Source organism: Cronobacter malonaticus LMG 23826 (genome assembly GCF_001277215.2).
Lineage (GTDB): Bacteria > Pseudomonadota > Gammaproteobacteria > Enterobacterales > Enterobacteriaceae > Cronobacter > Cronobacter malonaticus.
In genome coordinates this window covers 1,315,459-1,329,152 of sequence record NZ_CP013940.1, presented here as the reverse complement: position 1 = coordinate 1,329,152, position 13,694 = coordinate 1,315,459, and the positions used below count along the sequence as shown (strand labels likewise).

Genomic DNA, 13,694 nt, shown 5'->3' with positions numbered 1-13,694 from the left:
GTAGGCCGAATTTCGGCCCCCTACGCTGGCATTATCCAGATCAGGTAATACGGGTATTTCTCAGCCTTCACGTAGAAGGGCACCCCGAGTCATTTGGTACAAAATAGCTTACTTTTTGCCAGCTTAGGGGAAGTTGCTTGGGGATGCAAGCTTGGCACTTATGGTTATCCTTTCTTCACGCTGTGCCTCAGTTTGTACCCCACTAAATTCATTGTCACGCTCAAATAACAGTCAAAAAAACCAGTATGATCATCTGATTTATTACATCTCTATACTGGTTATCCAGCATTAAATTTCGCACGCTTTATTAACTGTGAATTTATCCAGTAAAGTGATTGTGCATGATTGCAAAGCGAAGCGGGGATCATTATCCTTAATACTACATGTTGTGTTTATTCAAAAAACAAATACAACATGTATATAAATTCACTTCATGAATAGGTGTTGAGAATGGCTAATAATTCAAAGCAAACATCAAGCAAAGTCGCATCAGTCGCAGCACAAACCTTGAACAACCCTAACGCATCTGGAATCCAAAAGAGCCTTGCTGGTTCAGCACTGTCTCAAAAGGGTTCTTCGAATCAAACAAGCGGTGCAATGGAACATAAAGCATCTGCTGCCCTCAACAACCCCCGCTCAAGTGAATTGACCAAAGAACTTGCCGCTTCTGTTCTGGCTCAGTCCAACAAAGGGCGTAAATGAAAAAAGGGGCGCAAGCCCCTTTTTTCATCTTCTTGTTTGTCGAGAAGATGTATTGTTTTCCAGCATAAAAAAATTGTGGCAATACCTGCCCCCTCGCCAATAATTTTTTCTACATGCGACAGAAAATGCTTTATTGTCTATGTCTGCCCAATCTAATTTAAAAACATTCAATTCTTCAAGAGTGACGTTATAATCATGTTTGTGCGCATAATTATTTCTAACTTTGTCAATCGCTTTGAATGCAGAGTAGTATTTACTATTAAGCAAGCCTATTGCAAAAGCCAAATCCACTTTTAAATAATAGGAACGAATAGGCCTAAAAAATGTCTTTGGCTTGTAAATCGACGTAATCCGCAAGCCTGCTCGAATCGCTGGTGATAGTGAGAGGTGCGGATGTCTGAATCACTACGATCTAACAGAACCCGCAGAGACACTTAAAATGACTTCCGATAATGCCATTGCAACCTCAGGTGTTCAATGCGTTAATCATCAATCCAGCACCCCGCCTTTGCTGAGGCAATCAGCATTTGCACCGTCAGCGGCGAAGGTTGATGTTTATCGCTTTTTAAATAGTCGGGAAGCATCGCATTGGGCAGGAAAAATATCCCTTCTTGCGGAAAATATTTACGGAAGTCGAAAGAGGAATAATTCAGATTGAACACAGCAAAGTATTCCTCGAAGAAGGCGAGCGCATCTTCTGGCAGGACGCAATATTGTCCGGTGCTTAACGAATCTTCATCTGCCATCTCCCAGAAATGCTTTTTTATTAGCGCACGAACGCCGTCTTCTGTACTCATCATAAATAATCCAATGGATGACAATCTCATTATCCCTGCAATCATGACATAAGTATAACCCACCACTTCTGACAGCCCATAAGCACACCCCACCAAATCAGCCCCGCGCCGATTGCTATCCGCTTCATTTTTTTATACATAATTAGCCTTGCCCGGCCGGGAATGGCGCAGGAAGATAGCGGCCTGACGGTAACAAAATCAACGGGGCGCAGCGCCCTGACATGTGGAGAAGGTATGTTGAAAACCAGAATGATCGTAGCGGGAGTGCTGTTGATGTCGGTGGCCTCTGCATTCGCCGCAGATGCGGTAAAACCCAAATCCATTGATAGCTATGAAGTGAAAGAGTTTCACTCCGATTCCAAAAAATACACCATCGGCGACATCGTGCCGGATCTCTACCGCACCGAGCAGTACAACATCAAACAGTGGCAGATCCGCAACCTTCCCGCCCCGGAAGCTGGCACACACTGGACTTACATGGGCGGCTATTACGTGCTTATCACCGACGCCGATGGCAAAGTCGTGCGCGCCATGAACGGCGACATTTTCTACCACCGTTAATCCTTCTGCGCCTGAAACGCCGCCCGGCGATCAGGCGCGTCTTATATCTCCACTTTCCAAAACGTTTTTTCGCTCACACCCCTTAATACGCGTAGTGGTGCAAAAACGCGCCACTCGCTACACTCGCCCTACCCATCAACCTGATGAAGATAAAAGGAGGACTCTTATGCTGTGCTGTGAATTGTTTGACTATTCACATCATTTTGGCGATCGCCAGAGCTCAGGCATTACCGGTATCGTGCTGCGATAACTGGACCCTGAGCGAAGATCCCATCACATAACCCTTCTCCAGGGCTTACCAGATTATCGTCAGCGATTTTTGACGAGGCATAGCTATGCCTGAAAATTCTGAGTAAGCGATGAGCACATTACTGACGGCGCACTCTCTGCGCATTGATTCCCCGTTTGGCCCGGTGCTGAACGCCCTTTCCTTTACCCTGAAAAAAGGCGACCGCATTGGCCTCATCGGTCATAACGGCTGCGGCAAAAGCACGCTTCTGAAAGCGCTGGACGGCACGCTTGCGCCTGCCGAAGGCGTTGTGACGCGCGCGGCGCGCTGTCTGCTGGCGCGCGTGGAGCAGCATCTGCCGGACGAACTGCATCAGCAGACGCTACTTGAAGCGCTGCTGGCCAGGCTGCCTGAGGCCGAGCGTGAAAGCAGCGCCTGGCGGGCGCAGGCGTTGCTGGCGAATATAGGCTTTGCCGAGGCGGCCTGGTCACTCACGGCCGGCTCGCTCAGCGGCGGCCAGCACACCCGCCTGCTGCTGGCGCGGGCGTTGATAACCTCGCCTGACCTCTTGTTGCTCGACGAGCCGGGCAACCATCTCGATCTCCCCACCCTGCTGTGGCTGGAGCAGTTTCTGGCCCGCTGGAACGGCAGCTTTATTCTGGTCTCCCACGACAGCGCGCTGCTGGACAGCGTAACCAACCGCACCTGGATATTGCGCGACGGTCAGCTTCAGGCGTTCGATCTCCCCTGTACGCAGGCACGCGCGGCGCTGGCGGCGCGGGATGAGAGCGATGCCCTGCGCCATAAAGCGGAGCAAAAAGAGATAGACCGCGTGACGGCGAGCGCGAAACGGCTTGCCACGTGGGGACAGGTTTATGACAACGAAGATCTCGCGCGCAAAGCCAAACAGATGGAAAAACAGGTGGCGCGGCTCAAAGAAGAGCAAACCGAACTGGCGCAGGGCAGCCGCTGGCGACTGACGCTCTCCGGCGACGCGCTGGCGGCGGATCGCCTGCTTGAGCTGGAAAATCTGGCCGTCAGCGCGGCACCTGATGCGCCGACGCTCTTTACCCTGCCGCTGGCGCGGCTTAAAAGCGGGGATCGCGTGGCGCTGCTTGGGCATAACGGCTGCGGGAAGTCGTCGCTGCTGCGCCTGCTGTGGCGACAGTGGCAAACAGGGGAAACGGTTCCCGGCGTCACCTTCCATCCGCGCGTGTCGCTCGGGTATTACGATCAGTCGCTGCATCAGTTACCGGATAACGCCACGCTGCTGGAGGCGCTGGAGCCGTTCGCGCCTGAGTTGCAACAGCGTAAGCTTGCGCTTATCAGCGCCGGTTTCCCGTGGGCGCGGCACGGGCAGCGGGTTGACACGCTGAGCGGCGGCGAGCGCTCGCGCCTGCTGTTTGTCGGCCTGTCGCTTGCGCGCTATTCGCTGCTGATGCTCGATGAGCCGACCAACCATCTCGATATGGAAGGCAAAGAGGCGCTCGCGCAAACCCTGCAAACGTTCGAAGGCGGGCTGCTGCTGGTGACGCACGACAGAACGCTGATGGAGGCGAGCTGTAACCGCTTCTGGCTCGTGGAAGATGGCGGTTTGAGCGAGTGGCACAATATGGAAGCGCTGATGGCACGCCTGCGCGCAGCGCCGATGCAGGAGGCGATGGATGTGGCCGATGCAGTCACCGCGCCGTCTGAGACGAACAGCGACGCACATCTGCTGGAACGGCTGATTGAGCTGGAGGCGCGGCTCAACGCCGATCTCGAACGCAAACCGCGCCACCAGAAACCTGCCCTGCAGGCCGAGTGGCGTAAGGAGATAGCGCACCTCAGCGCCGCGCTGGGGCTGGAATAAAACAGCAAGAAAGACTCTCCATAAAGGAGAGTCTTTCTTATTAATATAAAAGTAAAAGGATACGCAGATGGATGTTTATCGTTTCATTACGCCTGGCTGGTAAGCCTGATATTTAGCCTGTTCACGCAGAATACGGTTATAAAAGCCAAGCGCGACGGTTTCCATAAATAACTTGCTATTGATACAACGCACGCTGAATACCGAAAAAACTATACCCAGCAGAGCGCCAATAATATCCCAGCGCACAACTCCTTCGGAGGAAAGTAAAGACACAAGCACGCTCATAAAAAATAGGGCGCTAACGAATACCGCTATCGCCACCAATGCCAACCATAACTGCAAGGCGCGGAGATACCCTCTTGCAACCCCTATCATTGCAGGGATGATCAGCACACAAAAAAGAAAATTGCTGAAGAGCATGCCAATGAAGAATGCACTTTCCGCTAACCCTAAGCTCTGCGAAATAGCCACCCAAAAAGAAACCTGAGGAATGGCGAAGCTAAGTACAGCCATAACCATTGCCAATACCAGTGGCATCCCAAGGCTCCGCCACCCCGTGGGCAGACGAACTTGTTCTTTGAGCTGTGTTTTAAGCCGCTCCAGCGCCTCGGGCCGCTGGTTTTGAAGACCATGCTCTACAAGGCGACCCAGTTGCAGGCTTCTTTTTAAATAATTAATCATCCCTGTTCTAACGGCTCCCGGCGAGTGAGATAGGCTGGATAATACCCACAATTAATATCGTCATGTCAGCTAAAATGGTTCCCTGAAATCATTATTAGCTTAATCTGAAACTAACAAGCAAAAACGTTTTTCAGTGAATAAACCAAAAAGCCGCCCTCACAGGCGGCTTTTTTAATACAGCGACTGAGAATATCAGGCCGAGAGGCGGAACTTCTGCACGGTGCTTTGCAGCTCTTCGGTCTGGCGCTCCAGCGCGGCGGCGGCGGCGGACACCTGCTCCACCAACGAGGCGTTCTGCTGGGTAACGGTATCCATCTGAGTGATGGCGACGCCCACCTGCGAGATGCCCTTGCTTTGTTCTTCAGACGCTGAGGCTATCTGCTTGATGATCGTGCTGACGTTGGAGACGCCGCGGTAGATTTCCGCCATCGAATCGCCCGCCGCGTTAACCAGCTCAGAGCCTTTATCGATACGCTCGACCGATTCGGTGATGAGCGCCTCGATTTCACGGGCGGCTTCGGCGCTGCGGCTCGCGAGGTTGCGCACTTCGCCTGCGACCACCGCGAATCCGCGGCCCTGTTCGCCTGCGCGCGCCGCTTCTACGGCGGCGTTGAGCGCCAGAATATTGGTCTGGAACGCAATGCTGTTAATTACGCTGGTAATATCGGCGATTTTCTTCGAGCTGCCGGAAATACCCTGCATGGTCTCGATAACATTTTGCGCCAGCTGGCCGCCTTTACCGGCGTTTTCTGACGCGGCATGCGCCAGCTCGCTCGCCTGACGGGCGTTTTCGGCGTTAAGGCGCACGGTGGAGGTCAGCTCTTCCATGCTGGCGGCGGTCTGCTCCAGCGCCGCGGCCTGCTCTTCGGTACGGGACGAAAGGTCATTATTGCCCGCCGAAATTTCCGACGCGCCGCGCCAGATGTTTTCGCTACCGTGGCGAATCGCGCTCACCGCTTCACGCAGCTGATCCTGCATCGCGGTCAGCAGCGGCACCAGTTTACCGACGCAGTTGCGGCCAAACGGCTCCACCGGCTGGCTGAGATCGCCACCGGCGATAAGCGTAAAGTGGTTGCGGATTTTCTCCAGCGGCTTCACCAGCATCGCCACCAGATAGCGGTCGGTCAGCAGCAGAAGCAGCAGGCCGATAATCACCGCGATAATAATCACGGTTTTGGTGGTGCTGGTCATGCTGTCGACGCGCTCGCGGGTGGCATCAAGCTTGGCACCCGCCGCGGCGTTGAATTTCTCGGCGCTCGCGCCAAACGCGCGGCTGAATACCGGCGTCACTTTGCCGGCATGGGCGCGGTACGCGTCCGACGTGCCTTCACGCGCCAGTTTCATCTGCGGGATCACGCCGTCATCCAGCAGCTTCTGCCAATCGGCGATCACCTGTTGTGATACGGCCGGATCGAGCGGGCCGGGAGAAAGCTGTTTAAACGTGTCGAGCTGGCGCGACATATTGTCGAGCGCCTGCTGCGCGGATTCGAGCGATTTGGCGTCCGGCGTGCCGTTTTCCATGGCGCGGGTCAGACGGGTGACGAAGCGGAAATACTGATCGTTGCCTTTGCTGAGCACGGTCATCTGTGAAACAAGCTGGCGGTCGACGCGGTTACCATCGGCCATCGCCGAGAGCGAATAGACGCTGTAGACGCCCACGGCCGCCCATAACACACAGAGTACGCCGAGCACCGTCAGCATCACTGCGCGGATGGAAAAGTCTTTAAGCAGGCCCATCAATAAGTCCTCATTTTTTGCCTGATACGGATATATCCTCCCGTTATCGGCAAGCGAGGAAAAAGATGTACGGGGCGGTAACATTTATTTTACCGCTGTGATAATTGCAAACTTATCCGCGCAGCCCGAGCGCCTCTTTCAGGGTTTTGAGATAGCGGCGACTAACCGGCACCGTCTGGCCGTGGCGCAGCAGCAGTTCCGCCTGGCCATTCTCCTCCAGCCGAATTTCATTGATGTGCGCCATATTGACCAGATACTGCCGGTGACAGCGCGTCAGCGGCGTGCGGCTCTCCAGCGTGCGCAGCGTCAGCTCCGTGAAGCCCTCCTGCCCCTGGCTGCTGGTGACATAAACGCCGCTCAGGCGGCTTGCGACAAACGCCACGTCCTCCATTTGCAGCAGCCAGATACGGCTATGGCCGGTGCAGGGAATAAACTTCAATGCCTCCTGACGCTCGGTGATGGGCGTCATATCCTGCTCGCGGCGTTCATTACGCATCCGCGCGAGCGTCTTTTGCAGACGCGCGGTCTCAATAGGCTTGAGCAGATAATCAAAGGCGTGCTCTTCAAACGCCTTCACGGCGTATTCGTCAAACGCGGTCAGAAAAACAATCCACGGGCGGGTGTCGGGGTCGAGCATGCCGACCATTTCAAGGCCGGAGATGCGCGGCATCTGGATATCGAGAAAGACTACATCCGGGCGCAAGCGGTGTACCGCGCCGATGGCTTCGACGGCGTTGGCGCATTCGCCCACTACCTCGATGTCGGCCTCCTCTTTCAGCAGCAGGCGCAGATTCTCCCGCGCCAGCGGCTCATCATCGACAATCAGCACGCTAATCATGTCGTTCCCTCCAGCGGTAAACGTAAGGTAATCCGGGTAAAGCGGTCCTGCTCACAGGCGACCGAAATGCCGCACTCGTCGCCGAAGCGCGCGCGCAGTCGTTTATCCACCAGGCTCATGCCAAGGCCGTTGCTGACGGCGTTAGGCTGATAAAGCCCGGCGTTATCTTCAATTTCCAGCACCAGATGATCATCGTCGCGGCTGGCGCGCAGGGCGATTTCGCCGGGGCCCAAGAGCTGCGACGTGCCGTGCTTGATAGCGTTCTCGACAATCGGCTGCAACGTAAACGCGGGCAGCCGGATATGGCGCAACTCATCGGGCAGGTTCATGCTCACTTGCAAATGGGACTGAAACCGCGCCTGTTCAATTTGCAGATAGGCGTTCACATGGTCGATTTCATCGGCGAGCGACACCACATCCGTCGGGCGCTTAAGGTTTTTGCGGAAAAACGTCGAGAGGTACTGCACTAACTGGCAGGCCTGCTCGCTGTCGCGGCGGATCACCGCCATCAGCGTGTTCAGCGCGTTAAACAGAAAGTGCGGATTCACCTGGGCGTGCAGCAGTTTGATTTCCGACTGGGTGAGCAACTGCTTCTGACGTTCATACTGGCCCGCCAGGATCTGCGCGGAAAGCAGCTGCGCAATGCCTTCTCCCAGCGTGCGGTTGATCGAGCTGAACAGGCGATGCTTTGGTTCATACAGCTTGATGGTGCCCACCACCTTGCGGTTCTCGCCGCGCAGCGGAATAACGAGCGTCGAGCCGAGCTTACAGTTCGGGTGCAGCGAACAGCGGTACGGCACTTCGTTGCCATCGGCGTAGACCACTTCGCCGGACTCAATCGCCCGCAGCGTCCAGGGCGACGAAATGGGGCTGCCGGGCAGATGGTGATCCATACCGATGCCGGTAAACGCCAGCAGCTGTTCGCGATCGGTAATGGCGACCGCGCCTATCTCCAGCTCCTGGCGAATTACCTGCGCCACCTTCATGCTGTTTTCGACGTTAAACCCCTGGCGCAGAATGCCTTCCGTCGCGGAGGCAACCTTGAGCGCGGTGGCCGAAAACGCCGTAGTGTATTTCTCAAACATGGCGCGCTTGTCGAGCAGAATACGCATGAACATCGCGGCCCCGATGGTATTGGTAACGACCATGGGCGCGGCGATGTTTTGCACCAGATGCAGCGCGTCGCTGAACGGGCGGGCGATCAGCAGAATAATGCCCATCTGCACTAATTCCGCCACCAGCGTGATCGCGCCTGCGGTAAAAGGGTTGAAGATTTTATCGGTGCGCCCGCGGCGAATCAGCCAGCTATGAACGATGCCCCCGAGCAGCCCTTCGACAATCGTTGACACCATGCAGCTCAGCGCGGTCATGCCGCCAAGCGAATAGCGATGCAGACCGCCGGTAAGCCCCACCAGCCCGCCTACCAGCGGCCCGCCGAGCAGCCCGCCCATGACGGCGCCAATGGCGCGGGTATTGGCGATGGAATCCTGAATATGCAGCCCGAAATAGGTGCCCATAATGCAAAAACCGGAGAACGTGACGTAGCACAACAGCTTATGCGGCAGGCGAATCGAGACCTGAATCAGCGGGATAAACAACCGCGTTTTACTCATCACCCAGGCGATCACCAGAAATACGCACATCTGCTGGAGCAGTAACAACACCAGATTGAACTCGTACATGCCCATGCTCCGCGCTGACAATTAAGAGCGCGTAAAATACGCTGCTGTGCCATAACTTTCTATGAAGAAACCCAAAAAACGGTAAGTGAGTGTCGTTAATGAAGAAAAACGCAGTGGAGATCAGGCCCTGGGAAGAGAGCGATCGTCCGTTTTTACGCACGATCTATTTACACGCCCGGCGCGAAGGCTGGCCGTGGCTTGATGGTAGCGAATGGCAACTGGAGGATTTTGACGCCGACACACTCGGCGAAACGATTCTGGTGGCGCAGGCGGACGGCCACCGGCTCGGGTTTGCGTCCATCGCCGAAAACGACAATTTTCTGCATCACCTGTTTGTCGCCCCGGACGCTCAGGGGCGCGGCGTCGGCGCGGCGCTGCTTGAGGCCGTGCAGGCGCGGTTTACCGGCACCGGCGCGCTTAAGTGTCTTGAAAAAAACGAACGCGCGCTGCGCTTTTACGCCCGCCACGGCTGGGTGCAGGAGGGGCACGGCGATGCCCCGGAAGGCGCTTACCTGCTCCTGCATTTTCGTAAATCCTGACCATAAAAAACGCCTCCCGGAGGAGGCGTCTGTCATGGCGCGAAACGCACCCGGCATTATACCGCGCGAAACGCGATATCGCCCGGGATCACTTCGCCCTGCCAGTAGAGCTGCGCCGCCACACGTCCCGCCAGCTGGCGGTAAAGCGTGGTGAATTCGCTCTCCGGGCGGGAGACGACGGTCGGCTGGCCGCGGTCGAGGTCTTCACGCAGCGAGATATGCAGCGGCATCTGGCCCAGCAGCTGAGTATGATAAGTTTCCGCGAGCTTCTGCGCGCCGCCGGTGCCGAAAATCGGCTCGTGATGACCGCAATTACTGCAAATGTGCATACTCATGTTCTCGACAATGCCGAGTACCGGCACTTCCACTTTCTCGAACATCACGATGCCTTTTTTGGCGTCGATAAGCGCGATGTCCTGCGGTGTGGTCACCACCACCGCGCCGGTCACCGGAATGTTCTGGGCGAGCGTCAGCTGGATGTCGCCGGTGCCCGGCGGCATATCCAGCACCAGATAGTCGAGATCCGGCCACATGGTTTCCTGCAGCAGTTGCAGCAGCGCTTTGCTCGCCATCGGGCCGCGCCACACCATGGCGTTATCGTCGGTCACCAGATAACCAATGGAGTTAGTGGCAAGACCGTGAGAGATAATCGGTGCCATATGGGTGCCGTCTGGCGAGGTCGGGCGTTCGCCTTCCGCGCCGAGCATCGTCGGCACCGACGGGCCGTAAATATCAGCATCGAGAATGCCCACTTTCGCACCTTCCGCCGCCAGCGCCAGCGCCAGGTTGACGGCGGTAGAGGATTTCCCTACCCCGCCCTTACCGGAACTAATCGCGATAATGTTTTTCACGCCATTCACGCCCGGCTGATTTTTCACGCGTTTTAAGGTGGCGATACTGTGCGACAGTTTCCAGTCGATGGCGCTGGCACCGGTTAAACGCAGCAGCTCGGCGCTCACCTGCTCTTTCAGCTCCTCGAAACCGCTGCGCCAGGCAAACGGCATCTGTAACTCGACGTGAATGGTGTCATCAAGCCAGGCGACATGATGCAGCGCTTTCAGCGCCGTGAGGTTGTGCTTCAGGGTGGGGTGCTGGAAATTGGCTAACGTCCCGGCGACCAGCGCACGCAGCGCCTCGGGGGATTTGGCCTGGGATTGCGAATTCATCCCGACTCCTTTGTTGTTCTGATGTTAATAAATTGCAGTCATAGAATCATAACAGAGTCGCGGGGAGTAAGACGACATTAAACGCCCGCAGGGGTTAGCCTGATGTGCGCTAAAGCAGGCATGTGGGCGTCTGGCTTCAGGGCGCGAATGTAACGCATACCCTTGAGCCGACCTTTACGGTGTCGTTACTGAACTGATAACCGGTGCCTTTTGCTAAAAGGCACCTGGTTTTTTAGGTTAATTTGTCGCGTCAACCTTTTGCGAGCGACTCTTCAGTTTTTGCGCGTAAAGCGCCTTATCAGCTTTGTATAACGCTGTGTGCAGATCGTCAGTAAATTCAGCCACGCCAAAAGAGATCGATAGCGGCAGAGTAAGATCGCCAAAAACTAAAGGGTTAACTTTAAGTTTTGAACATATCCTTTCCGCCATTTTCCGCGCATGTATTTTTTCATTGGTGCACAGCACGATAAATTCATCGCCGCCGTAGCGAACGACAACATCCTCATTTCTGACGTTATCTGAAATTATACTGGCGATATGTGTTAAGGCCGCATCGCCAACCAGATGTCCGTGAGTGTCATTAATCACCTTGAATTCATCACAATCAAAAATAACGAGGCTATTATAATCCTTGCCAGAAAGATGAGAGATAATCTGGCGGTTATAGACCTGCGTCAGTGAATCAATCACAGCATGTTTCTGCGTCTTCAGGAAAAGATTAATTGCTTTTATAGCCGCGGTAACAATAACGATAAAAGCCATCAAAACCGCCAGAAAGATTTTTATATTTTCTTTAATAAAAGCGTAGAGGTCTACATTGGCTTCCAGAATGAAAATTTCCGCCAGCGGCTGGCTAAGAATATTGAAGGATAATGCATGCGTCTCACAATGTTGTGTGGCGCACAGGCTGCCAGGCCGATCGTATGAGATATTATTGGCAGTAACGCTAACCCACTTCGGGGCTGGGCTTCTGCTAAACACATGCTGCTGCAGTTCATCTTCACTAATATCCGTGTACATGACGCCAATGACCTCCCGGGTATAGGAGTTAGTGACCGGCGTTGCAATAGTCATCACCAGATTTTTACTGACTGAGTCACGATAAATCTCGTTGAATTCAAGGTGATTATCCCAAAAATCTAAAATGTCTCTTTTCCTTTTTTCATAGGAAAGGAATCTTGCAAAATTACCAGTAAGGCTGATAACCTGACTATACATTCCGGGTTGTAATTTTTTATATTTTTTACCATTGAAAAAATAAACAAAGCCATATTCCGGCGAAGAATAATATCTGTTTTGCAGCGTTTTTTTAGACAGATAATTTTCAACGAAAGTCACAGCATTGATTTTACTGCAAGATTGCGTATCAAAGTTACGGTTAGTATAAAGCGCACCTAAAAGCTCTTTCGATTCACATTTCGTATTCATATGTGACATCGTTGATGTTGAAATCATCGACGCAATGCTGTCATTGACCGCCTGCTCACGTAATAAAATTTCCGTGACGGATTCAATGGCGTTGTTACACACTTCGCACATATAGCTGAACGTGAGCGCTACAATAATCATCAATGAAACACAGGCAAAAACGAGAGTACCGATAATATATCGTTTATTCTTTCTTTTATTAACAAGCATTGAAATTTTCATACAACCAATTTTTATTTAGCGATTTCGTAGCACTCTTTAGCATTTTCTTCGAAAACACTAAAGGTACGCGAGCATATTTTTCCATTTGCGCATTCTGTCCGTATAATTGATAAAACTTTATCGAGAGGAAGCGCTTCCCGATAAGTTCTTTTCTGGCATAGCGCCTGAAATATATCTGCTATCGCCATGATTCTGCTGGGCAATGAGAGTTGCTCCCCTCTCTTTTTCATGGGATACCCTGAGCCGTCAATACGCTCATGATGTTCAGCAGCCCAGTCAACTACATTTTCATCAATGATGATGCTGCGAAGGATGCCACGGGTGTCCGTAACGTGGCGCTGAATCGTTCGGTATTCGCCTGGCGTGAGTTTCCCTCGTTTATTCAATATGCCATCGGCAGTATTGATTTTACCGAGATCGTGCAGTAAGCCAGCAAGATATAACCGGTTGCAGGTTCTTTCATCAAGGTACATCTTCTTACCAATAAAACTCGCTAACTCGCCTACTTTGAGTGAGTGATGATAGGTAAGAGGATTTTTCATATCCACAATGGTGGAGAGCAGACGCGCTAAACTTAGCGTATGTTCATCATTCATTACCGGCAATGATTTATCAAAATTAATTGTTCTGATCATGCCTTCGATATAATCCGCACGCAGATAAAACCAAAAATCATCCAGTTCAGTTAATTTCCTTAGTTCATCCATTAAGCCCGGATAGAATTTTTCTGCGCGCGTGGTTATGGCGAATTCATCGAATGACGAACTTGCCTGCAATGCAGAGCCTCGCTCGCTCTCTAATCTTTCATACAAGCGTGCTCTATGCAAAAACAGGTCAAAATCATTACTTATCTTCAAAACAGAAGAAATTAAAACATCCTCCTGCGAAATATCTAACGCTTTCAGATTTCCATAATCATAAAATCGATAACGTGTCGGGGTTGAAAAACTCTCGAAAACGGAGCAATCGCTCAGCTCCACGCGTTGCGCAATATTGAGCGGCGTAATTTCCGCTTCGCCGTGAGCTTTTTTATTGTCCTTTGCCGGCGTGGTATAACCTTGTAATAAACCACAGATCAAAGCCCGCAGGCAGAAAGCATTGCTTTGCATCATCATCAGCGACAGACGATAAGCAATATATGACGCGTAGACTCCATTAAAAATTAAATTATTTCTAAACCTCTCCTTAGTTCTACATAGAAATATCAATGTATTACCAATGTTAAAAACCATTTCCTCTCCTCAATACAGGTCAATCGTA

Annotated in this window: 12 protein-coding genes and 1 riboswitch; of the genes, 4 read left to right on the top strand and 8 right to left on the bottom strand. The window is 52.8% G+C overall.

Annotated features, from left to right (window positions below; all coding sequences use genetic code 11):
- Position 1: 1 nt before the first annotated feature.
- Positions 2-97, bottom strand: a riboswitch (TPP riboswitch).
- 353 nt (positions 98-450) lie between these two features.
- Positions 451-702, top strand: coding sequence for a hypothetical protein (locus tag AFK66_RS21210; RefSeq protein ID WP_071603011.1), 252 nt, complete (start codon positions 451-453; stop codon positions 700-702).
- A 482-nt stretch (positions 703-1,184) separates the two neighbouring features.
- On the opposite strand, the gene AFK66_RS06195 is transcribed toward AFK66_RS21210, so the two are convergent.
- A complete protein-coding gene (locus tag AFK66_RS06195) occupies positions 1,185-1,502 on the bottom strand; it encodes a DUF1493 family protein (protein WP_023898415.1) in 318 nt (105 codons plus the stop codon).
- A gap of 231 nt (positions 1,503-1,733) precedes the next feature.
- Here AFK66_RS06195 and AFK66_RS06190 point away from each other — a divergent pair, with 231 nt between their 5' ends.
- Positions 1,734-2,060 (top strand): RcnB family protein, encoded by a 327-nt coding sequence (locus AFK66_RS06190; RefSeq protein WP_032968305.1) that lies wholly within the window; start codon positions 1,734-1,736, stop codon positions 2,058-2,060.
- A 359-nt stretch (positions 2,061-2,419) separates the two neighbouring features.
- Positions 2,420-4,141, top strand: coding sequence for an ABC-F family ATP-binding cassette domain-containing protein (locus AFK66_RS06185; RefSeq protein ID WP_023898414.1), 1,722 nt, complete (start codon positions 2,420-2,422; stop codon positions 4,139-4,141).
- 75 nt (positions 4,142-4,216) lie between these two features.
- On the opposite strand, the gene AFK66_RS06180 is transcribed toward AFK66_RS06185, so the two are convergent.
- From AFK66_RS06180 to AFK66_RS06165, 4 genes are all read right to left on the bottom strand, one after another.
- A complete protein-coding gene (locus AFK66_RS06180; protein WP_032968307.1) occupies positions 4,217-4,822 on the bottom strand; it encodes a hypothetical protein in 606 nt (201 codons plus the stop codon).
- Between the two features lie 192 nt (positions 4,823-5,014).
- Positions 5,015-6,559, bottom strand: coding sequence for a methyl-accepting chemotaxis protein (locus tag AFK66_RS06175; protein WP_023898413.1), 1,545 nt, complete (start codon positions 6,557-6,559; stop codon positions 5,015-5,017).
- A 112-nt stretch (positions 6,560-6,671) separates the two neighbouring features.
- A complete protein-coding gene (gene btsR, locus AFK66_RS06170) occupies positions 6,672-7,397 on the bottom strand; it encodes a two-component system response regulator BtsR (RefSeq protein ID WP_007776463.1) in 726 nt (241 codons plus the stop codon).
- On the bottom strand, positions 7,394-9,079 hold the full coding sequence (locus tag AFK66_RS06165; protein WP_007776466.1) for a sensor histidine kinase: 1,686 nt from the start codon (positions 9,077-9,079) through the stop codon (positions 7,394-7,396). Before AFK66_RS06165 ends, btsR begins: the two co-directional genes overlap by 4 nt.
- Positions 9,080-9,177: 98 nt before the next feature.
- Between AFK66_RS06165 and AFK66_RS06160 the strand changes: the two genes are divergently transcribed.
- Positions 9,178-9,618 (top strand): GNAT family N-acetyltransferase, encoded by a 441-nt coding sequence (locus tag AFK66_RS06160; RefSeq protein ID WP_007776469.1) that lies wholly within the window; start codon positions 9,178-9,180, stop codon positions 9,616-9,618.
- Positions 9,619-9,674: 56 nt separating this feature from the next.
- On the opposite strand, the gene apbC is transcribed toward AFK66_RS06160, so the two are convergent.
- From apbC to AFK66_RS06145, 3 genes are all read right to left on the bottom strand, one after another.
- Entirely contained in the window at positions 9,675-10,784 is a 1,110-nt protein-coding gene (gene apbC, locus AFK66_RS06155; RefSeq protein WP_007776471.1) for an iron-sulfur cluster carrier protein ApbC, read from the bottom strand.
- Positions 10,785-11,021: 237 nt separating this feature from the next.
- Positions 11,022-12,422 carry a sensor domain-containing diguanylate cyclase gene (locus AFK66_RS06150; RefSeq protein ID WP_007776476.1) on the bottom strand — a complete coding sequence of 467 codons (1,401 nt, stop codon included), beginning with the start codon at positions 12,420-12,422 and terminating at the stop codon, positions 11,022-11,024.
- A 23-nt stretch (positions 12,423-12,445) separates the two neighbouring features.
- On the bottom strand, positions 12,446-13,666 hold the full coding sequence (locus AFK66_RS06145) for an HD-GYP domain-containing protein (RefSeq protein ID WP_032983413.1): 1,221 nt from the start codon (positions 13,664-13,666) through the stop codon (positions 12,446-12,448).
- Positions 13,667-13,694 lie beyond the last annotated feature (28 nt).

Excerpts from the sequence above, each read along its gene's own strand:
- AFK66_RS21210 (WP_071603011.1), top strand. The coding sequence starts at position 451 with ATGGCTAATAATTCAAAGCAAACATCAAGCAAAGTCGCATCAGTCGCA.
- AFK66_RS06150 (WP_007776476.1), bottom strand. The coding sequence starts at position 12,422 with ATGCTTGTTAATAAAAGAAAGAATAAACGATATATTATCGGTACTCTC.
- AFK66_RS06145 (WP_032983413.1), bottom strand. The coding sequence starts at position 13,666 with ATGGTTTTTAACATTGGTAATACATTGATATTTCTATGTAGAACTAAG.
- btsR (WP_007776463.1), bottom strand. The coding sequence starts at position 7,397 with ATGATTAGCGTGCTGATTGTCGATGATGAGCCGCTGGCGCGGGAGAAT.
- AFK66_RS06180 (WP_032968307.1), bottom strand. The coding sequence starts at position 4,822 with ATGATTAATTATTTAAAAAGAAGCCTGCAACTGGGTCGCCTTGTAGAG.
- AFK66_RS06175 (WP_023898413.1), bottom strand. The coding sequence starts at position 6,559 with ATGGGCCTGCTTAAAGACTTTTCCATCCGCGCAGTGATGCTGACGGTG.
- apbC (WP_007776471.1), bottom strand. The coding sequence starts at position 10,784 with ATGAATTCGCAATCCCAGGCCAAATCCCCCGAGGCGCTGCGTGCGCTG.
- AFK66_RS06160 (WP_007776469.1), top strand. The coding sequence starts at position 9,178 with ATGAAGAAAAACGCAGTGGAGATCAGGCCCTGGGAAGAGAGCGATCGT.
- AFK66_RS06185 (WP_023898414.1), top strand. The coding sequence starts at position 2,420 with ATGAGCACATTACTGACGGCGCACTCTCTGCGCATTGATTCCCCGTTT.
- AFK66_RS06195 (WP_023898415.1), bottom strand. The coding sequence starts at position 1,502 with ATGATGAGTACAGAAGACGGCGTTCGTGCGCTAATAAAAAAGCATTTC.
- AFK66_RS06165 (WP_007776466.1), bottom strand. The coding sequence starts at position 9,079 with ATGTACGAGTTCAATCTGGTGTTGTTACTGCTCCAGCAGATGTGCGTA.
- AFK66_RS06190 (WP_032968305.1), top strand. The coding sequence starts at position 1,734 with ATGTTGAAAACCAGAATGATCGTAGCGGGAGTGCTGTTGATGTCGGTG.